This window comes from Shewanella sp. SM68 (assembly GCF_025653925.1).
GTDB lineage: Bacteria > Pseudomonadota > Gammaproteobacteria > Enterobacterales > Shewanellaceae > Shewanella > Shewanella oncorhynchi.
Genome location: NZ_JAKKRU010000008.1, coordinates 171,887 through 191,320 on the forward strand (window position 1 = coordinate 171,887; position 19,434 = coordinate 191,320).

A 19,434-nucleotide genomic window follows, 5' to 3' on the forward strand; every position below is an offset into this window, starting at 1 on the left:
ATTAAGCCTTTGAGATCTTGGTAAGCAGAGTATTTTCCATTTTCTTCAGCAATTCAGCTTCTTGTCTAAACGTTTGAATATTCTCTTGGATTGTAGAAAAAATTGAAGTATCAACGTAGTTCTTGGTTGTCTCACTGAAATAAGATAATGAGAGTGCTGCTACTATCTTGGTATTCAATACGCTTTGCACAGAGCCTCTAAGTGATCCTCTAACCTGCTCTACAGCCGAATCAGATTTCATAAACACTTGCACTACTTTAGAGGACATTCTGCTAGTCTCTGGTTTCACAATTATCACATTCAAACAGTTTGCCTCCTCATTTCGATCAAAAATAACTGGCATACCATTTGAGCCGTGACGAGCAACAAGTACATCACCATATTTAAGTTGAGACTTTTTATTTTTCTTATGAAAGTCAGGAAGTACAAACTTGTTGTCAAAGTAGCTCATACCTTGATCTGTGAGATCAGTTGTTCTTAATAACCTGACACCTTCACCTTCTCGACAGTAAGAAGAGTGTAAAGTACCGACAAAACCTACACACACTCGATCAACTAACTGCTCTAACCGATAGTGCTCCCAACCTGTTGGGATTTCGGAGTCACCAGACATTACGAGTTCACCACCTGAAGATTTATAAGGCTTCCCTTCTAGTTCAGGCTTACCAATGGATTCTGCATATTCTTTTGAGATCGGGAACTCGAAATCAACAAACCACTGTTTGTAAATTGCTTGAGCGGTATCTTCTAGCTTTTGAGTAAGTTGCTCGTTAAGTGCAATACGGTCATTCACCACATTGTATTCACGCACGATTTCACGCTGCTCTTCGATAGATGGGACTGGCAATTCAACATCACACATCTCTTGCCAATCGAAAATTTCACGAACTGAACCGTGAGACTTAAATCGAGCATAGCGATCAAATTCAGGTCGCCTAAACCACAGCATCAAATATTCTGGGTCTAGCAGATTTGAGTCTATAACCTCAAATACGGTATAAGCTTGGGATACCAACGCCTGATCTAATGACTCAAGCATTGCGATACCGATTTTATCTCCTCTACGAGACGTATCAGGTACGTAAGTGAATTGATGTTTTCTGACGATTTTGTACTTTTTAAAGTCAGTTCCTACAGTGTTAGCAACAGAATCAATAAACACCTTCTGGGTTGATACACCAAGTAGGTTATCCTTACGGTTTTCTTTATTTCTTGAGTCAACAACCCGAATAAACTGACCTAGCTTTTTATAGTTTGATCTCATAGCCCAGCTCTTTAAAAACATTTAGTAAGTCGTTCTTCGATTGTTCTTCTTTTGATAAAAGAGAACTAAAGTCACTTCTTAGACTTTCCATCTTTTCATCAAAGTCAACGTTCTCATCTCGGTTAATGAACTCAATGTACTTACTAGGGACAAGCGAGTAATCCTTGGCTGCAACCTCAGCTTTCTTAGCCGAGTAACAATATTCTGCAATATCCTTGTACTTATCTTCCGCCCCTTCTTGCTGCCAAGTATGAAGCGTATCAGCAAAGTCTCGAATATCTTGCTCAGAGAACTGAACATACTTCTTCTCAAATGGTTCACCACGTTGACGAAGATCCATAAACAAAATTTCTTCTTCACGATCACGATAATTGCGAGTGACATCTTCGTGCGGAACTGTATGCGCTTTTTTGTTTTTGTTAAGTATCCACAAGGTGACACTGATATCGGTGGTGTAGAACATACTGCGAGGCAGAATAATTACCGCTTCAACCAAATTATTTTCAATCAGCTTTTTGCGAATGGCTTTTTCTGTCCCATCGCCTGATAGCGCACCGTTTGACAGAATAAAACCAGCGACCCCATTTTCAGACAGCTTGGAAACCATATGCAAAATCCAAGCATAGTTGGCATTACTGCTTGGTGGTGTTTCGTAGCCGTCCCAACGATGATCATCAACCAGCTCATCGGAAGCTCGCCAATCTTTCTGGTTAAATGGTGGGTTTGCCATAATAAAATCAGCTTTTAGGGTTTCGTGCTGATCATTGGCAAAGGTGTCTTTGGCGGCTGCGCCAAGGTTGGCAGAGATACCACGAATAGCGAGGTTCATTTTCGCTAGTTTATAAGTTGCACCTGTGTATTCTTGACCATACACAGAAACGTCTTTCTTGTTGCCTTTGTGGTTCTCAATGAACTTCATTGACTGAACAAACATACCGCCCGAACCACAACAAGGGTCATAGATTTTACCTTTGTATGGCTCAATCAGTTCTGCAATTAGGTTAACGATGCTCTTTGGCGTATAGAACTCACCTTTACCTTTTCCTTCTGCAATTGCAAAATTTGCAAGGAAATATTCGTAAACTCGGCCAACCACATCTTGGTGCGGATTGGCTAGAGTATCAATGTTGTTAATCACATCTATCAGCGCAGAAAGCTTGCTGACGTCAAGCCCTAGACGTGAAAAATAGTTATCAGGCAGTGCACCTTGTAATGCTTTGTTGGTTTTCTCAATAGTGCTGAGAGCACTATCAATCTTTAGTGCAATATCTTCTTGTTTAGCGCGCTTCTGAATAAAGCTCCAGCGGCTCTCTTCTGGAAGATAAAAGACATTATCCTTGGTATAGGCAGGAACCATATCAATGTGCTTTTCTAGCCCTGCATCTATGAGCTTTTGGCGCTGTTTCTCGAATGTATCACTGATGAATTTGAGGAAAATTAAGCTTAATACAATATGCTTATATTCGGAGGATTCAACACTGCCACGCAGCTTGTTAGCGGCATCCCAGAGTGTTTCCTCAAATGACTTTTCGTTTTTCTTTACTGCTGGTTTCTTCGCCATTGATGTAGTCCAATAATGAAAGCATGTTGCAATGCTTTAGCATCGCAAAAGATGCAATGACGATATCACATTTTGGACAATATTCGCTAAGGTAATGCTGATTTTATGATGTTTTTCAATTTGTTTAGTGTCACTCAAGGAAGTTAAAAAACTCTGCATAGGTATAGTTAGCACATTGCACAGCATCAATAACTCATTTTTGATATGTGCCCAACATTAAAAACCTATTATTGCCACTATATTATTTAATAGCACCTTTTATGTTGTTGTTTTATTTTCTAAATCAGCCCTAACCTTCTCTAAAATATCAGAGTTTTCATCACTAACATCCTGTACAGCTTTCACGATTTTTGAATTATTTAAGTGGGCATAGTGTTTTTTGGTTGTTTGCAAATTTTTATGCCCCAACGCACCTTGGGTCAAACCCAAATCAGATGTATTATTATATATTTCTGTAGCTAATGTTCTTCTAAGGTCATGAATGGTAAGATTTTCTTTTCTATCTTTAGAGTAAACCCCTGCCCTCCTACAAATCCTTCGCCAAAACGCCCCTTCGCTCGTTTTTTCTGAAATATGACCTGTTTTAGATAAATCTGATGGAAAAACAAATTTAGAATTCTTTGTTAAAATCCGTCTTTGCAAAATTTCAGTCGCTCTTTTTGATAACGAAATTTGCTGATTTTCGTCATTTTTTACCTTTAGAGTCCATGTGCTACCAAGAAGATCTATATCAGACCAAACCATCGATAAAACGTTTTGTTTTCTTGCACCAGTTTCGATGATCATCCAAACAATATCTGAATATATAATTTTCTCCTCTTCTTCTATCGCCTTGAAAAGATTATATTTTTCATCTTCTTTCAACACTCGTGTTCTACCGCTGGGAGCCGTTAGTTTTTCTAATGCAAATAATTGATTAAAAGGTATTTTTCTCTTTTTAACAGCGAAATTTAATGCAGCCTTAGAAAAAGTCAAAATTTTGTTGTAAACGGCAACCGTATTATCCTTTTTAAAAGTATCTTCAAAATAAGTTGCATCTATATCTTCAATTTTTTTATCTGCATAAATCGGCAAAACATGGTTTTTGAATGTAGCTTTTGCATCTTTAAGAGATATTGGTTTCTTAAGATCCATCCTAACGCAATTTTCAAAATCAGTTATGTAGTAGTCAACAATTTTACTAAAAGTAAGAACACCATCATCTTCATTTTCATCTTTCTGGATTTCGACTGTTTTGTGAGCATGCTTTTCGATCCGAGGATCGATTCCCATAGCGATTTGCCCGTTTATCGCTCTCGCCTTGTTTCGAATCATTTCGATGGAAACATCATCTGTGATTTTGCAAATATCGACTTCAATTGGTTTACCTTTAAACTTACGGTAAACTGCAAAAACGATCTGGCCTGATGGTGATTTGCGGGCAACTAATCCTTCAACTTTAGGATCGTTGTAGCGAATGCGCTTTGAAACAGCGGGTAAGCTTTTTAGCTTTTCAATGGTAAAATCTTTGTCGCTTTTGAGTTTTGCCATGATACAAATAATCCTACTTTTTTTGAGTTATCCTACTCTATCCTACTTTGCGGAGGGTTTCAAAGTGATTACAAGTGATGTCAAGTTGTATCATTATACAATAAAAGCCCATAAAAACAATGATTTGTCGAGTTTTGATAATTATGTACTTGATAAATATATGTCTGGTTCGAGTCCCTGTGGAGAGACCAGATAGTGACCTTGGTGATATCAAACTCCTAGAAATCCTCCGGAGAAGCGGAATGACCGAGCTATTTGCGTCTAATCTCAATATTATCGTTAAGCGTTGGCCTATCGTAGCTGCTGCGATTAAAAACCAAACCATCAATGAATTAGATGCTCACCTTATCAACGGTCGTAATCAAACTATCAGTGTTAATGGTATTCAGCTCAGTAGTCGTCATGACCGCATCGCCGAAGCACAGCTTTTTATCAAAACATTACCAAGCAAAAGCCATCAGGTGACTGTTTATGGAGTTGGTATGGGTGATGTACCCAGCCTCCTGATTGAAAATCCTCACTATGCTCGTATTGAGGTATGTATTTTAAATTTAGCCGTATTCGCGTTACTGCTTTGCTATACCGATCAGAGAGAATGGCTAAGTCATCCTAATGTGACCTTATACGAACAGGCAGGAAAAACACTGAGTTTTCCATATATTGCAATAACACCTGAACTCAATTTAGTCAGCAATGAAAATGCAATTATCCGCGATTTGATCGTCTTTGAATTAAATCGTCAGTATGCCAATCAAAAACATCTTAATAATGAGAGAGTTGAATCTCGATTTAAGGCCAATATAAAAAATATAGAAAATGATCCAAGCGCAAATTTGTTAATAAAGCGATATAACAAGCCACAGTGTTTTGTCATAGCATCAGGCCCAACCCTTGAAGATCATTACGATTATCTCTTTAAACAGCAACAGTTACCTGACAGTATAAGACCATTAATGATTGCAGCAGACACTGCGTTGAGAGGGTTAGTAAGCCATGGAATCTATCCCGACATAGTGATCAGTATCGATATAAATATTCGCCTAGATCATTTCGCTATAGAAGCTACAGATAACATCTCATTAGTATACTTTCCTAAATTGGCGCCTGAAGTAATAGAACAATGGAAAGGGAAAAAATATTGTGCTTACTCAAAGCATAAACAATACGACGCTTTGGCTAATTATTACCCTAAACTTCGTTTATATACTAATGGTAGTGTTATTCATCCAATTATAGATTTAGCAATTTATTTAGGCGCTTATGAAATATCAATGTTTGGTTGTGACTTTTGCTATGCAAAAAACAAAACTCATACATTTTGGCCTGATGGCTCATTAGGGCCAAAAATAAAGAATGCTAAACATTGGATCCTGAATGGACGAGGGAAAAGAGTACCAACAGACTTGAATTTCAGAGGTTATCTACGTAGTTTAGAAAATTACATTAAGACCAAGCCTAATGTGAGATTTTATCAATCAAGCCTTGAAGGTGCACGAATTCAGGGGACACAGTTTAAGGATTTTAATCGATGAATTATGAACTAAGATTGCAAGAGCTAGTAGATAAATTAATTAACACTGCACATCATTTCAGGCTAGGACAAGAAGCTGATGGTTCAAAAAAACTAAGAGAATGCCTAAATATAATTGAACCTATTATTGAAACATTAGATGCAGATGCTAAAAGTCAAATATTTAAAATAATCCCTCCAATGCTAACTGCCCAAGAAAATCAGGACTGGTTAGCACTAGCGGACTTTCTTGAATACGAAATACCCAGTTTATTACAAAAGAAACCCATTTGAGCTGAGTTTTCAACTTAAAAGTAGATAGAAATAACTATCTACTTTTAATATTACATCTTAAAAAGATCACCAAGAACGACAAAATAGAATAGCTTGTTCTAGATCATCTTTAGTATCAACTTCCCTTAATACGATCTCTTTTGAGGGAAGTGGTAAAGTTAACTCTATTGATTCAAAAACATAACCATCTATTTTTGTCAAGAAGTTACTAGGTGCGACAAAAACGTTTGCCCATTCATACTCTTCACCTTGATAATTTCGATTAAAATAGGTGACAGATTCTCCTTCCAATCCAACATATACAGCTTGCTCACTATTTGCTTTTGCCACCCCTATTAAAACATCAACAGAGCTTGCAGTCTTAAGAAAATCTAGCATACTATTTTTTCAACTAATAGATCACCATCTATATATAATGTTTTCCCTACTAAATTTTTAGCTCCTTGATGATAACTATAAGCTGTATTAGTCGTTGCATAATCAGGATTTCTTGCAATAATAACATTACGGTGATAAACAGAACAATACTCAACAACCATTTCTTCACGATAGCCAACAACTACAACTATATTTTTGCAATATCCATCCAGCAAATTAATTAACCTTGATAATAAGTTTGTCCCTTCAATATCAATCATACATTTCGGAATGCCAAGACCAATCCTTGCTCCCATACCTGCAGCTGCAATCACAACATTTTCAATAAGTTGCATAAAGAATCCCCACTATGAACAATATAATTCGCTAAATTTACGAGTGATTTAGGAGGGTGATGAATAGCCCCAAATGCAATTTTTATATCTGACTCGAGAAACATCGGAACATCATTCATTCCGTCACCAACAGCAATAACCCTGTCAAATCCCATTGATCTGATATTTTTTATCGCTTCCGATTTAACTAAGACTTTATCAAGTTTGATATAACCATCACTATATTGAGCAGATGATGAATAATAATTACACTCAAACTTATCTAGTAAAGGCTTAATCCATAGGTCAATATTGCCGGTTACAATAAAACATTGCTCACGATTTTCTTTTATAAAGTTTAATAATTTCAAGTCTAATGGCACTTCATCTATAATTGAGTTAATTCTCTCAATTGAAACTGTTGATAACAGTAATACTCTCAATTTAAAAGATGAGATAAAATCTATCACACCGTCCATAGTTAGCTTTGTCAATAATGCCATTTCCTCAGAAATATTTAATTCTGAAGCAATACATGGTAAAATCTCTAAAGTAGTTAATGTGCTATCTAAATCAAAACAATATGCTGTCTTCATTTATTAAACCTATCTTTGGTAAATATAGTATTTTTGCTTAGTATCACTTCGGTTAGATAAAGCAGCACTATGCACATCACCACTTTCTTTTAAGCTAAATCCTGAATGATTAAAAACACTATCAATCATTTCTAACAATTCTAATTCAGTTCTATAAATCGCATTATACTCTTGCTCCATATCATCTGAAAAATGTTCGATAATGGATAATCTTTGTGCAACACCAATTGGTTCCCTAAAAGCAATTAAAGCCTTCTCGGACATAAGATGAAGCAAAATATCTAAATAAATTTTTAATTCTTCGTCATTCATGTAGATCATTACACCAAATGATAAAGCATGAGTGCATATTCCTTTAAAACTTTTACTTAATATTTTTCTTTCCCAAAGAGGTGAAACAAAAAAATGCGCATTTTTATAACTTTTAAATTTTTTACTGGCAATCTCAATAAATCCGTTAGAAATATCAGCACCATAGTATTGCCCACAATAGGGAATAATTTCTTGTGCCCAGCGCCCTGTACCACAACCAGCATCAAAAACGATACTGCTTTGATCAATTCCAAGTTTTGGGAGCAACAATTTTTTTTCAATGATATCTCGATTTATTGCTAATTCAGGATTTTTATCCTGATAAATAACAGCACTTAAATCTCCAACCACTGCTGATTTTTTCGCCCTATCCTCAAAGAACTTTACGACATTATCGTAGGATAGTTTTAATTTATCGTCGCCATAAATCCTAGCCATAATTTTCTCCTACATTTATGAATATAAAGTCCACTCTTTGTTGGCAACACACCAACTACCGTAAACTCTTGTCAAATACTGATCATACTTATTGGGTACTGGTAAATAAATTCCTTTTACATTCAAAAAGTCAACTGTAACATAATGTTCAGCATCATAACGCTCAACTCTATCCATGACTTCCAAACACACAAAATCAGAGAAGTTAAATTTGATAAATACATCAATATCGAGAATTACATTATCACGATTACAAGATATAAAAACTCTTGAATGCTCACATTCAACACCTTTTATCAGCTCAATTTTAACATCACATCTAATAGTTGAAGATATATGTTCAGATATAAAAGAAAAACTATTAATAAAATAACTTTTATTATCGTCTAAAATGCAAAAGTCAAGATCGGAATCCCATGGGATTAAATTATTATCTCTTACTACACCAAGTAACGTCCCATAATCCAACCAATATCGAATATTTAAATTACTCATTATTTTTGAAAAGCTAACAATAAAATCCCAAGCTAAAGAGTATAGAACTTGATCAGAAAATCGATTAGACTTTAAGTAATACTGAGGCAATACAATAATACGTTCTTGGCTTATATTATATTGCGCTAATTGCGCTAAGATTGACTTAGAGTATCCACTTGCTATAAGAATTTTGTCAAAAATCAAATCGCAGTTCAATTTTGCGGGAGCATAGATAGGAATTTCATCTAAAAAGGTATTGTGCTTTTTTAGATCATTGTCGACAATGGCGCTAATATTACACCCTTCAAGCTTTAATAATGAAAGCGCATTTTCGCCACCACCGCCAGCACCAAATAAAATACAAACTCCTGAATAATTAGCCATGACTCCCCCAGTTACATTTTTTCCTACTGCAAGAATGTAAAATATCGATCCCATCCCAATACCAATCAAATGCAAGTGCTTGGCCAGGTTTAACAACACGATCAACACGTCCAACAATATAATTTAACTCGTCGCGACATTGTGCAAGTGACTCACCTAAATAGACACAAGTCTGAATATCCCAATAAGTATTTCTAATCGCCTGCCAATTTGGCATAACACTCTCAGTTAATAGACCTGGACCTGTATAATCTAAAATGGTCGGTTTTTGATGAGAAAATACGCTAACACCTTTGTAGCACGTTAACTCTTGAGATTGAACAATTGCAGCATTCATTTGGCTTTGAACTAAACGTTCCATTACCAAACTAGAATTAAGCCCAAAAGTATAAAATGTCTCTTCTAATAGCCTTTGCTTTACTGCAATATCAGGTTGTCCAATCCAAACTAACATAGTGGGCGACGAGCAAGCTTTTTGATCGAATAACGTACAGTCTTGTTTAAATTCACTCACTAAACTTGCCCATGTATCAGTATCCAATGTTGATACCCATTGACTATCGATAATCGCCATCGAACGACGGTCAGGAAATACCAATTCTTGAGCAGTAGCTGATAATCCAAGCTGTCTAATCGCACGGATTGTTTTGTCTCCTCCCCATATCACTCTCAGATGACATTCTTCGCTAAACCATTTGGTTATTTCATCATTATGCTGGTAGCGGATAAAACGGGTTCGCTCTGCTATTGGGCTCCAACGCGACTCTAGTAACATTGCAGAGAGTAGTTCCAACATTATCTCTTGAGTGGGGTGTTTACGTGACGATAATCGGATAATGCTCGAATTTCCCATTAACAAGGCCATTATCCAAGAATAAAATGCTATTGTCGGGACGTTAGATGGTACCAAATGAAAAACCATTCCAAGTGGCGCACGACCTGATAAGCGAAGGACCTGTTGTTCAACTTGCCGTGGACGTAACCAAAAACCAAAAGCCGCTATCTCTGGTACCATCCGATATTGCTGTTGAAGACGTTGTGATAAATCCGCTAAAAACTCTCTAATAACAGGCGCAAAACAGGCTAAAGGGACAGGATTAAATCGAGTCCCGGTTTGTCCTCTAAGTAAATGTTCGACTTCAGGAGCATCTAAAGCTTGGTTTATTGAAATGTATCGCTGCATCCCCTGACCTCTGCGCCTTTTTGACGTCCAATCACTTCAAAATACTGTCCCTTACGACCACAGCAACAATTATCAATCCCAATTATTCGCCCAATATCTTCTGTTAATAGTGAATGTCCTGGGTAACTTTTAGGGATTGCCGAAAGCACTTGTATTAGCCCCTCTTTGCCTATGGGTAAAGGGGCTAAGGTCGTAGGCTCTCTGATTATCACATCTGAATAAAGTGGAGCATGTAAATGGCCCGATTCACACTCAACAAAAATTGAACCTATTTGCTCAGCCATCCCATAAAAATTATGGACTTTAGCAATACCTAACCATTCGCTACATTGCATTTTAAATGTCGCATTATCAACTGCCTTATGTTGCAACTTTTTCCATCCGCCACTGTGAAATAATATTCCTTGTTCAAAAGATAATTTGTGTCCTCTTTTTTTTATTTGTTCTAAAAAGTGTTCCCATACCATAAAGGTAAAACCAAATAAAATGATGGGTTGATTTGAATACCGTTCACAAAAAGCATCTATGGTTTTCCAATCTGGTTGCATATTGCTATCTAGAGCATAGGTATGATCTCGACCGAGAAATGATAGGCCAACAGCGCCAGCTCCTCTGGCCGAAAAATCATTTCTATTTTGTACGAGTGATGTTTTTTCAATCAACAGCATTGGCAGTCGCTGTTTTCCGATAAACTCTTGAAGGATCTTAACCAATACTTTTGTCTGTAACGAAGCAGTTTCTCTATCAAGCACTATTTGAGATGCAGCCCCCGTAGTCCCTGATGAACTGATCATTTTGAATATTTGAGCATCGGGAATACTTTGTAACTTCATCAACTTAAAAAGTCGGCAAGCAAGATAAGGTAGCTGGGCATAATCCTCACTATGTCCCCAGTGAAATGCTCTTAATATATTAGCAAAGCTAGGACAGTTGACCTCGTGATGAGAGGTCAGCTTATTCAATTCAGCTAATAACAGCGCTTCCTTCTCAACCTGTGGCAAAGCGAATATGGAGTGTTCCCAAAGCCAATTCATGATGATGACTCCAATAATTGCGGCAGCGTATTATAGTCAATCTTAAGATTTGAAGTCCGAGGCAAAACAGGAACAAGGATGAACTTAATCACGTTAATAGGAATACGTAACCAGAGTGAAAGTTGTTTTTTCGCAGCATCTATATCTTGATCCGTTGGCTCATATGCGATCAGCAACTCATCATCTTTATTAAGGCAAGCAGTAATAATAGATTTATTTTCGAGAAATGTTTCAATATCTACAAGGTTAGTACGTTTACCGAAAAGTTTGATAAAACGTTTTAAACGCCCACAAAGGTAATAGCGCCCCTCTGTATCACAATAAGCAACATCTCCAGTAGCTAACTCTTTATATTCAGCACCCTTGGCAAGATCGAACTCACTTTCAGCATAACCCATCATCACGTTTGGTCCACGGTAGATAAGCTCACCTTGCCCTTCCGCTAATCCGTCAATTGGTTTTAAATTAAATTCACCGCCAGGAATGGGACGACCGATAGAATTGGGATGCTCAACGATTTCATTTTCAGCTATCCAAGCCATTCTTGGAGCTGCCTCGGTTTGACCGTACATAATAAAAAATCGTTTATGTCGTTTCAAAGCTTCGGCAGCAAAGTGCCGCGCTAATTCGGAATCAAGCCGACCGCCTGCTTGCGTCATAGTGCGAAGATATGGGTAGCTCGACCAGTCAAACTTCAATTTATTTAATGTTTGATAGGTAAAAGGGACCCCCGCAAAACTAGTTACCTCCAAGTTACTAAGCAAGGACCAAAACTGGCGATCCATTGTACTATATTCGCTTTGAACTAAAGCGGCACCAACGGCAAGATGACTATTGAGAACAGAAAGACCATAGGAGTAAAAGAATGGCAAACTTGTAATTGCCCGCTCATCTTGATTTATCTGTAAATACTCAGCAATTGCTAGCGCGTTACTTTGGAGATTTTCTTGAGATAAGCGTACCCATTTAAATGCACCGGTACTTCCGGAGGTTGGCAATAGTAAAGCAAGAGAAGGATGCAACTTAGCGTGAGTTGTTTTACTTTTTGTCAACTCATGCCACATACCGGACTCATCAATCCATGCATCAACACCATAATTATCAATGGTCAATTGCCGCTGCTCGTGACTCATCAATGGGTCAGCAAGCATGAGGGTATGTCCCAGTCTTAAAGCGACAATGTAATGAAGAACGTGTGAAAGACGATTAAAAAAAGGTAAGTAAATTAAACATTTTGAGCTTGGATAAGTCTGCTGAAGCTGAAGCGCTTTCTGATGAATATCGCCATATGTCAGCCAACCGAGCAGAGGTTCCCACCACGCTAAGTTTGGATTATCAGCTTTTATATGTGACAACATTTTAGTGACGCCACACCCTTGAAGGCAGATATTCAAATCAGCATCCCCCCATCAACACCTATCACCTGACCCGTGACATAACTTGCCATATTAGAGGCCAAAAATGCGGCGACATCAGCAACTTCACTAGCTAAACCAGCTCTTCCCATGGCTATACTTTGCAAACGGCTTTCATAGGTATTTTCGTTTAATATCTTAACGAGATCAGTTTCAATAAACCCCGGCGCAATGGCATTAACTCGGATTTGTTTACTCGCTAACTCTTTAGCTAAAGATTGAGTAATACCTATCACCGCAGCTTTGCTTCCTGCATAAACAGATTGTCCCGCATTTCCAACTCTTCCCATGATAGAGGCAATATTGATAACTGATCCTGAACCTGCTCGCTCCATTAATCTGGCAGCATACTGAGTACAATAAATCACACTATAAGTGTTAGTTGAAAAACTTCGTTCAAGCTGCTGATGAGTCACCATACCGAGCAAAGCATCATCCATAATGCCAGCATTATTAACAAGTGCATCTAATGTTTTGGTTTGCTTAAATAAATGCTGAAATCCTGCTTTTACGGCAAGTGGATCCGATACATCAAAGCATAACGCGTGGCAGTCTGTACCATACTTAGAAACAATTTCAGCTCTTACCTGCTCAATTTTGTTTGAATCGAGGCCATTTATCCATAATTCAGCACCTTGCTGAGCAAATTTATGGGCAATAGCTAGGCCGATACCACGATTGGCACCAGTTACTAATGCTTTTTTACCTCGTAATAGTGACATTATGAATTAACGCCATATTTAGCGAGTATCACCCTCGCTTTACCAACACTACTCATATCGATAATGTCATCAGTATCTAAAAGTACGTCATAAGCATCCTCTAGCTGAGCAATTAATCCCATGTGTGCCACGCTATCCCATTCGGGTACAGAGTTGTAGGCTAATTCATCATGGATCTTTTCAATATCGAGCCCTAATGCGTTTGAAAAGAGTACTTCTAATCTGGTCATCTAAAAAATCTCCGCAATTTTTCACGTGCAATAAAATAATCACTTGGAAGTAATTCTAATGCGATAAAATCTTGTTTATTCAACAATACTTGATAGCCTAACTGCTGATTGAGCCTTAAAGCAGAGTGGTTATCGGTTTTCACTAATGTTCTTATCGCCTTGATTTGTAAAGTTTCAAACCCAAAATCTAATTGTGACAATGCAGCTGCTACCGCAAGCATTGGGTGACGTACTGGTGACGGACCTAAATAAATTCCTGCGTCAGCAATATCTTGCCCAAATAATTCACCAGAAATATTCCCCTTTAAATTGACATAGCCTGCTCGTTGTCCTTTACACCATAAAACCCAATGCTGTTGGTCATTCCGATATTGAATACTTTCAAACCAGTTGCGTTGTTGATTCGGCGATATATAGTCCGTTTGCATCATCTGTAAACGAATATCATCTCGATTACGCCAACGTCTAAGTAGCGGTAAATCACACATTTCGACAGCGCGAAGTTCTACACCATAATTATTCAATTTAATTCTCAACTCTATGCTGTATGAGTTTTAGAGCTTGCCACACAATAGTGTTATACAAACTCCCAACACATCGCCGTACCTGCTGCAATATCCTGTTTGACGGCTTTACCGAGTAACTGATGTAAATATTTTGGAGCAATGCCTAAACCAGGGCGAACTGAACGAAGATTATCAACCGTCAAAATATCGCCAGCGCTCATATCCCGACTAACATAAAGAGAGCGCCGATATTTTCTTGATGCAATCTCCTTTGTTGTACATCCATAATGCACTCGTCCTAGGGCTACACGGGCTCTTTCGGTTTCCATAACGAGCGACTTAAACTCTCTCGGCTCAAGGGAAAACTCACTATCAACACCGCCTTCATTTCTATCGATAACGAAATGTTTTTCAATTACGGTACCGCCAAGAATCACAGAAGCAATTGAAACGCCAATCCCTTGCGTGTGGTCAGATAAACCCACTTGACAATCAAATAGTTGTGCTAAATGAGGAATAGTTGATAGATTGGCATCAACAGGCTCAGCAGGATAATGGCTAGTGCACTTTAATAAAATCAAGTCGCGACATCCATGTTGCTTTAATACCGTAACAGCTTCAGCAAGCTCATGAATTTCAGCCATTCCCGTAGACATAATCACAGGTTTACCCGTCTTGGCGACAGCCGCCAGTAAAGCATGATCATTATTTTCAAATGAAGCTATTTTGTAACAAGGTACGTTAAGTTTTTCCAAGTATTCCACTGCCGTTAAATCAAATGGCGTACTAAACGCAACTAAACCTAACGACTTAGCATAATCAAATAATGGCTGATGCCATTCCCAAGGTGTCATAGCCTCACTATAGAGATCGTAAAGGCTTCTCCCTTTCCATAAGTTGTCTTGGTCCTGAATAAAAAATTCACCATGGCTAACATTTAAGGTAATAGTATCAGGAGTATATGTTTGTAGCTTAATAGCGCTCGCCCCAGCTTCAGCGGCGGCCAATATCATCTCTTTGGCCTTTTCAAGCGATTGTCCATGGTTTCCTGATAATTCTGCAATGACAAACACTGGCTGGCCAGGACCGATGTGACAATGGTCAACTTTGATTACCTGCATGATTTAACTTTCTCCCATACCTGTTGTAGCCAAATATATTTTTAAAGCATCTAAAACTCTGGGCAAACCATCATCAAGATTGATGATCTGTCGCGCGTTATCCGATAATTGTTGACGTAATTCTAATGACCCTAACAGCCTGTTAACCGCTAGAGCAATCTCTTCTGAAGTGACATTCTTAACGTCTCCAAGAAATTGACAAGCTCCTAATGAAGCAAGGTATTGGGTTGTTGCAATCTGGTTATCGGCAACCGTGATTACAACTGAAGGTACACCAGTGATACAACGCTCCCAATGGCTACTTCCCCCTGCGCCGAGTGATAAAGTCGCATTTGTCATTAACTTTGCAATATAATCGCATTGCACATGCCAGCTTAGGTACTGACAATCAGCAAATTCCGCAAATAGACTTTCTTTCCAGGGATTCGAGGCCCCCAGAACAACATCAATATTAAAATCTTGAGCTTTGAATGCTGGTTTTAAAACCCGAGTCAGCCCCAACAATGCAGTTCGAGTGACATTTGCGGAGTCACTTCCACCAAAAAAAACCAAAATATTTGGTACTTTTTCGAACAACATAGGATGGTATTCCAAATAAAACTCATCCCTTAATAAGGCATATTTAGGGCCTAGCAATAACAAAGTCTCTTTGTTGACTAAATCCCGATATCGATTACTGAATTCAGGCAATAAATTTTGATCAAGCAGTAAATCACAATCGTGTTTACGATTTGCCAAGTCATCAATCACCATGATTTGCTCGCATTTAAGTCGCATCTTGCAGCAAAAGTGCTCACTTAGCCCATAGTGATCGACAATGAGTAGATGATATTTATTACTTCCAAGTTGTTTAAGACAGATATCAGCCTCATTCTGCTGGCAATTTACCTGCAACTCTTTGCCAGTAAATGCCAAATCAACCTCATTTATATCTAACTCACAAACACGGTATCCTTGCGCACGTATGTGGGCATTCATATTGCCAAGTGCATTTCGACAAAGAAATGTAATATCCAGATTGAGGAAGGTTTTCTTTAACGCGCTCGCGAACGCTAAACAACGGGCAACATGTCCAGTACCGATTCTAATTGAGGCATCAACTCGAATGGCCAATTTCATAGCTTACCTTGCTTTTTCAATACATCATATAACACCTCAGCGCGTTCCCAATCCGCTAAGGTATCAATATCCGCAACCATATAACTGGGCAAGAGTTTCATTCGTGACCGAGCACCAAATACTCGAGTTTCCTCATTCAAAAAAGCACTAGCTCTCCCCCAGTAGAACTGACCAGCATCATGATATGTCTCAACTAAATCTTGCGATCGTTGACCAATACTCTTGTTATCAAAAGGTAATATGCTGCCATCGGCATCTAATATCAAAGCCCGTTGGATGGGGAATGAAAAACGGCAAGCCGAAAATACATAATCAAGATTGGGTGCCGATTCAAGTAACTCACCAGCCTCTCGTAAAAATGAATATTGAAGCAAAGGGGTCGTTGCATATATACAGCAACAAATGTCAACAACGTCGCCTAAAGAAGCTAATTCATTAAGGGCATGACGCACGACTGGAGTGGTACCGACAAAATCATCTGCTAACTCACTCGGGCGCATAAAAGGGGTTTCTGCACCAAAAGATCTAGCAATCGTGGCAATTTCCATAGAATCAGTCGATACAATTATTTTATCAAAGCTCCCACTACGTATAGCGGCAGTAATTGGATACGAAATCATCGGTTTACCATTAAAATGACGAATATTCTTATGCGCAATACGCTTGCTTCCTCCTCGTGCGGGAATAATCGCCACTCTCATATCAACAATTCCCTTAAGTTGTCACAGATATAACCAATCTGCTCAGCAGTAAGATCAGGATATAAAGGCAACGTCAGTATCGACCGATAGAAACGCTCAGCCTCAGGAAATTGTCCTACACTAAACCCGAGTTTCTGATAGTAAGGTTGAAGATGAACAGGAAAATAATGCACATGCACTTGAATGCCTTGAGCCCGCATTGCGTCAAAAATCGCTTTACGTTTATCAGGTTGTAATAACCTAATGATAAACAAATGCCTTGCACTGTAGGATTGTTCTATTGGTTCAACAACGTTGATAGGCAAGTCCGTAAGTTGGCTACGGTATATTGCAGCTAATGTATTACGTTTTTCCACAAACTCGTCTATCCGAGTTAATTGAGACACACCGAGTGCAGCTTGCAGATCCGTCATCCGGTAATTAAAACCTAAATGGTGCTGTTCATAATACCAGTCGCCCTCTTGCGGCCTTTCCATTAAGGCAGGATCTTTAGTGATGCCATGGCTTCGATACATTGCCATTGCGTCAGCAATAGGTTTACTGTTTGTTGTAGCAACTCCACCTTCAGCCGTGGTAATTATTTTTACCGGATGAAAACTAAAAATTGTAATATCGCTATATTGGCAAGCTCCAATTTTTTTTGATTGGTAGGATCCTCCAATGCCATGGGAGGCATCCTCAATCACTTTAATACCATACTGTTTAACCAACTGCGCAATAGCTTGCATATTGCAAGAATGTCCCGCCATATGCACAGCGATGATCACTTTTGGTAGCCGACCATTTGCATTAGCTAAGAGCAACTTGGCAGCTAAGGCCGAAGACGACATATTTCCCGTTGTAGGTTCAACATCGACGAAATCAATCTCTGCACCGCAATAAAGGGCACAGTTTGCCGAGGCAACAAAGGTAATAGGCGTCGTCCATACCAAATCGTTGCTCACAACACCTAAGGCTAAACAAGCGATGTGTAATGCCGAAGTCGCGCTGTTGACTGCAACACTATAATTAGCACCGACAGATTCAGAGATTGCCTGCTCAAATTCAGCAACTTTTGGTCCCTGAGTAAGGTATTCAGACTGCAGCACATTAACAACTGCATCAATATCATTTTGATTTATATCCTGTTTTCCATAAAGGATCATGATATTGCATCCAGCTTTAGTATTTCATCAATACTTAAAAAATGTGGGTTGTTACCCGAGTGGTATTCAAATCCTTGTGACACCGCTTGCCCTTTTTCATCCAATAAATTTTTCGTATAGTCGTTTTCACGGCTAAAAAACTTGATACTAGGAGTTATCACAAAGTGATCAGCAAACTCAATGGTATGGTGTGAGTCATCACCAGGGCACATTACCTCATGCATTTTCTCACCCGGACGAATACCGACAATTTGTTGTTCCAAATGTGGACCATAAGCTTTGGCCAGATCAGTGATTCTAACCGATGGTATTTTCGGAACAAAAATTTCACCGCCTTGCATTCGTGCAAAATTTTTCAAAACAAAATCAACGCCATCTTGTAATGTAATCCAAAAACGCGTCATATCCGGATGAGTAATCGGGAGAGAGGTAGTCCCATTTGTGATAAGCTGCTTAAAAAAAGGAACTACAGAACCTCGTGAACCTACCACATTACCATAACGTACTGCTGAGAAACGGGTTTTACCATCACCGACTACGTTATTAGCGGCCACAAAGAGTTTGTCGGAGGCCAGCTTAGTCGCACCGTATAAATTAATCGGGCTTGCAGCTTTGTCAGTTGAGAGTGCAATGACTTTTTTAACATTATTACTGATAGCGGCACGAATGACATTTTCCGCTCCATAAATATTGGTTTTTATACATTCCATTGGATTATATTCAGCAGCAGGGACCTGTTTTAGGGCTGCTGCGTGGATGACAAAATCCACGTCTTTGAAAGCCTGCATTAATCTCTCACCATCACGGACATCACCAATAAAATATCGCATACAAGAGGCATTAAAAACCTGTTGCATTTCATACTGTTTAAGTTCGTCTCTGGAAAAAATGATCAAACGTTTAGGCTTATATCGTTCAAGAATAGTTTTAGTGTATTTTTGTCCAAATGACCCAGTGCCACCGGTAATCAAAATTGTTTTATTATCAAACATAAAGCTCCCCACTTACTGTTTAAACCTTCGATTAACTGCTTGTGACAACTATGAGTCAACTCTTCAATAGTGCTTCATACATACAAGTTTTGCGCCAAAAGTTGGTATGAGAATTAAACCTGTAAAAATTCCATGTCATAAAGTGATATCATTATAGGCAAGTATAGGTAAAATATAAATTTTTTATAGTAACCTCGTTTTTCGAGTA

General features: G+C 38.5%; 21 protein-coding genes. 2 read left to right on the forward strand and 19 right to left on the reverse strand.

Going from position 1 to position 19,434, the window contains the following annotated elements:
* Window position 1: 1 nt before the first annotated feature.
* The 3 genes from L5M40_RS14350 to L5M40_RS14360 all read right to left on the reverse strand — a co-directional run bounded on the left by L5M40_RS14350 (window position 2) and on the right by L5M40_RS14360 (window position 4,355).
* Complete coding sequence (locus L5M40_RS14350; protein ID WP_263256816.1) at window positions 2-1,264, reverse strand: restriction endonuclease subunit S; 1,263 nt, start codon at window positions 1,262-1,264, stop codon at window positions 2-4.
* On the reverse strand, window positions 1,248-2,825 hold the full coding sequence (locus tag L5M40_RS14355; protein ID WP_263256817.1) for a type I restriction-modification system subunit M: 1,578 nt from the start codon (window positions 2,823-2,825) through the stop codon (window positions 1,248-1,250). Before L5M40_RS14355 ends, L5M40_RS14350 begins: the two co-directional genes overlap by 17 nt.
* A gap of 258 nt (window positions 2,826-3,083) precedes the next feature.
* Window positions 3,084-4,355: a tyrosine-type recombinase/integrase gene (locus L5M40_RS14360; protein WP_263256819.1), complete on the reverse strand. Its 1,272-nt coding sequence runs from the start codon at window positions 4,353-4,355 to the stop codon at window positions 3,084-3,086.
* Window positions 4,356-4,597: 242 nt separating this feature from the next.
* Between L5M40_RS14360 and L5M40_RS14365 the strand changes: the two genes are divergently transcribed.
* Complete coding sequence (locus tag L5M40_RS14365) at window positions 4,598-5,887, forward strand: motility associated factor glycosyltransferase family protein (protein WP_220590752.1); 1,290 nt, start codon at window positions 4,598-4,600, stop codon at window positions 5,885-5,887.
* Window positions 5,884-6,159, forward strand: coding sequence for a hypothetical protein (locus L5M40_RS14370; RefSeq protein ID WP_220590753.1), 276 nt, complete (start codon window positions 5,884-5,886; stop codon window positions 6,157-6,159). Before L5M40_RS14365 ends, L5M40_RS14370 begins: the two co-directional genes overlap by 4 nt.
* A gap of 66 nt (window positions 6,160-6,225) precedes the next feature.
* Here the strand turns inward: L5M40_RS14370 and L5M40_RS14375 are convergent, their stop codons facing one another.
* The 16 genes from L5M40_RS14375 to pseB are packed head-to-tail and all read right to left on the reverse strand — an operon-like array spanning window position 6,226 to window position 19,226.
* Window positions 6,226-6,537, reverse strand: a complete 312-nt coding sequence (locus L5M40_RS14375) for a hypothetical protein (protein WP_263256820.1) — start codon at window positions 6,535-6,537, stop codon at window positions 6,226-6,228.
* Window positions 6,531-6,872, reverse strand: coding sequence for an NTP transferase domain-containing protein (locus tag L5M40_RS14380; RefSeq protein ID WP_263256821.1), 342 nt, complete (start codon window positions 6,870-6,872; stop codon window positions 6,531-6,533). Before L5M40_RS14380 ends, L5M40_RS14375 begins: the two co-directional genes overlap by 7 nt.
* Complete coding sequence (locus L5M40_RS14385) at window positions 6,848-7,447, reverse strand: HAD-IB family phosphatase (RefSeq protein ID WP_028761221.1); 600 nt, start codon at window positions 7,445-7,447, stop codon at window positions 6,848-6,850. The genes L5M40_RS14380 and L5M40_RS14385 overlap by 25 nt, the downstream gene beginning before the upstream one ends.
* Before the next feature lie 9 nt (window positions 7,448-7,456).
* Window positions 7,457-8,197 (reverse strand): class I SAM-dependent methyltransferase, encoded by a 741-nt coding sequence (locus L5M40_RS14390; protein ID WP_028761222.1) that lies wholly within the window; start codon window positions 8,195-8,197, stop codon window positions 7,457-7,459.
* Between the two features lie 15 nt (window positions 8,198-8,212).
* Window positions 8,213-9,058 (reverse strand): LicD family protein, encoded by an 846-nt coding sequence (locus L5M40_RS14395; RefSeq protein ID WP_263256822.1) that lies wholly within the window; start codon window positions 9,056-9,058, stop codon window positions 8,213-8,215.
* Window positions 9,051-10,241, reverse strand: a complete 1,191-nt coding sequence (locus tag L5M40_RS14400) for an acyl-CoA reductase (protein WP_263256824.1) — start codon at window positions 10,239-10,241, stop codon at window positions 9,051-9,053. The genes L5M40_RS14395 and L5M40_RS14400 overlap by 8 nt, the downstream gene beginning before the upstream one ends.
* Window positions 10,220-11,275, reverse strand: coding sequence for an acyl-protein synthetase (locus L5M40_RS14405; RefSeq protein ID WP_220590756.1), 1,056 nt, complete (start codon window positions 11,273-11,275; stop codon window positions 10,220-10,222). The genes L5M40_RS14400 and L5M40_RS14405 overlap by 22 nt, the downstream gene beginning before the upstream one ends.
* Entirely contained in the window at window positions 11,272-12,633 is a 1,362-nt protein-coding gene (locus L5M40_RS14410) for an AMP-binding protein (RefSeq protein WP_263256826.1), read from the reverse strand. Before L5M40_RS14410 ends, L5M40_RS14405 begins: the two co-directional genes overlap by 4 nt.
* A 32-nt stretch (window positions 12,634-12,665) precedes the next feature.
* The gene (locus L5M40_RS14415; RefSeq protein WP_028761227.1) at window positions 12,666-13,412 is read right to left on the reverse strand and encodes an SDR family NAD(P)-dependent oxidoreductase; all 747 of its coding nucleotides are present in this window, start codon (window positions 13,410-13,412) and stop codon (window positions 12,666-12,668) included.
* A complete protein-coding gene (locus L5M40_RS14420) occupies window positions 13,412-13,642 on the reverse strand; it encodes an acyl carrier protein (RefSeq protein ID WP_011788733.1) in 231 nt (76 codons plus the stop codon). The genes L5M40_RS14415 and L5M40_RS14420 overlap by 1 nt, the downstream gene beginning before the upstream one ends.
* A complete protein-coding gene (locus L5M40_RS14425) occupies window positions 13,639-14,166 on the reverse strand; it encodes a GNAT family N-acetyltransferase (RefSeq protein WP_231466254.1) in 528 nt (175 codons plus the stop codon). Before L5M40_RS14425 ends, L5M40_RS14420 begins: the two co-directional genes overlap by 4 nt.
* Before the next feature lie 53 nt (window positions 14,167-14,219).
* A complete protein-coding gene (gene pseI / locus L5M40_RS14430; RefSeq protein ID WP_028761229.1) occupies window positions 14,220-15,269 on the reverse strand; it encodes a pseudaminic acid synthase in 1,050 nt (349 codons plus the stop codon).
* 3 nt (window positions 15,270-15,272) lie between these two features.
* Complete coding sequence (gene pseG, locus L5M40_RS14435) at window positions 15,273-16,388, reverse strand: UDP-2,4-diacetamido-2,4,6-trideoxy-beta-L-altropyranose hydrolase (RefSeq protein ID WP_263177081.1); 1,116 nt, start codon at window positions 16,386-16,388, stop codon at window positions 15,273-15,275.
* Window positions 16,385-17,089, reverse strand: a complete 705-nt coding sequence (gene pseF / locus L5M40_RS14440; RefSeq protein ID WP_220590759.1) for a pseudaminic acid cytidylyltransferase — start codon at window positions 17,087-17,089, stop codon at window positions 16,385-16,387. The genes pseG and pseF overlap by 4 nt, the downstream gene beginning before the upstream one ends.
* Window positions 17,086-18,234 carry a UDP-4-amino-4,6-dideoxy-N-acetyl-beta-L-altrosamine transaminase gene (pseC, locus tag L5M40_RS14445; RefSeq protein WP_220590760.1) on the reverse strand — a complete coding sequence of 383 codons (1,149 nt, stop codon included), beginning with the start codon at window positions 18,232-18,234 and terminating at the stop codon, window positions 17,086-17,088. The genes pseF and pseC overlap by 4 nt, the downstream gene beginning before the upstream one ends.
* The gene (gene pseB / locus L5M40_RS14450; protein WP_220590761.1) at window positions 18,231-19,226 is read right to left on the reverse strand and encodes a UDP-N-acetylglucosamine 4,6-dehydratase (inverting); all 996 of its coding nucleotides are present in this window, start codon (window positions 19,224-19,226) and stop codon (window positions 18,231-18,233) included. Before pseB ends, pseC begins: the two co-directional genes overlap by 4 nt.
* Between the last annotated feature and the right edge of the window lie 208 nt (window positions 19,227-19,434).

Bases quoted from the DNA above. Each gene is read 5' to 3' on its own strand.
- L5M40_RS14350 (WP_263256816.1), bottom strand. From the start codon at position 1,264: ATGAGATCAAACTATAAAAAGCTAGGTCAGTTTATTCGGGTTGTTGAC.
- L5M40_RS14355 (WP_263256817.1), bottom strand. From the start codon at position 2,825: ATGGCGAAGAAACCAGCAGTAAAGAAAAACGAAAAGTCATTTGAGGAA.
- L5M40_RS14360 (WP_263256819.1), bottom strand. From the start codon at position 4,355: ATGGCAAAACTCAAAAGCGACAAAGATTTTACCATTGAAAAGCTAAAA.
- L5M40_RS14365 (WP_220590752.1), top strand. From the start codon at position 4,598: ATGACCGAGCTATTTGCGTCTAATCTCAATATTATCGTTAAGCGTTGG.
- L5M40_RS14370 (WP_220590753.1), top strand. From the start codon at position 5,884: ATGAATTATGAACTAAGATTGCAAGAGCTAGTAGATAAATTAATTAAC.
- L5M40_RS14375 (WP_263256820.1), bottom strand. From the start codon at position 6,537: ATGCTAGATTTTCTTAAGACTGCAAGCTCTGTTGATGTTTTAATAGGG.
- L5M40_RS14380 (WP_263256821.1), bottom strand. From the start codon at position 6,872: ATGCAACTTATTGAAAATGTTGTGATTGCAGCTGCAGGTATGGGAGCA.
- L5M40_RS14385 (WP_028761221.1), bottom strand. From the start codon at position 7,447: ATGAAGACAGCATATTGTTTTGATTTAGATAGCACATTAACTACTTTA.
- L5M40_RS14390 (WP_028761222.1), bottom strand. From the start codon at position 8,197: ATGGCTAGGATTTATGGCGACGATAAATTAAAACTATCCTACGATAAT.
- L5M40_RS14395 (WP_263256822.1), bottom strand. From the start codon at position 9,058: ATGGCTAATTATTCAGGAGTTTGTATTTTATTTGGTGCTGGCGGTGGT.
- L5M40_RS14400 (WP_263256824.1), bottom strand. From the start codon at position 10,241: ATGCAGCGATACATTTCAATAAACCAAGCTTTAGATGCTCCTGAAGTC.
- L5M40_RS14405 (WP_220590756.1), bottom strand. From the start codon at position 11,275: ATGAATTGGCTTTGGGAACACTCCATATTCGCTTTGCCACAGGTTGAG.
- L5M40_RS14410 (WP_263256826.1), bottom strand. From the start codon at position 12,633: ATGTTGTCACATATAAAAGCTGATAATCCAAACTTAGCGTGGTGGGAA.
- L5M40_RS14415 (WP_028761227.1), bottom strand. From the start codon at position 13,412: ATGTCACTATTACGAGGTAAAAAAGCATTAGTAACTGGTGCCAATCGT.
- L5M40_RS14420 (WP_011788733.1), bottom strand. From the start codon at position 13,642: ATGACCAGATTAGAAGTACTCTTTTCAAACGCATTAGGGCTCGATATT.
- pseI (WP_028761229.1), bottom strand. From the start codon at position 15,269: ATGCAGGTAATCAAAGTTGACCATTGTCACATCGGTCCTGGCCAGCCA.
- pseG (WP_263177081.1), bottom strand. From the start codon at position 16,388: ATGAAATTGGCCATTCGAGTTGATGCCTCAATTAGAATCGGTACTGGA.
- pseF (WP_220590759.1), bottom strand. From the start codon at position 17,089: ATGAGAGTGGCGATTATTCCCGCACGAGGAGGAAGCAAGCGTATTGCG.
- pseC (WP_220590760.1), bottom strand. From the start codon at position 18,234: ATGATCCTTTATGGAAAACAGGATATAAATCAAAATGATATTGATGCA.
- pseB (WP_220590761.1), bottom strand. From the start codon at position 19,226: ATGTTTGATAATAAAACAATTTTGATTACCGGTGGCACTGGGTCATTT.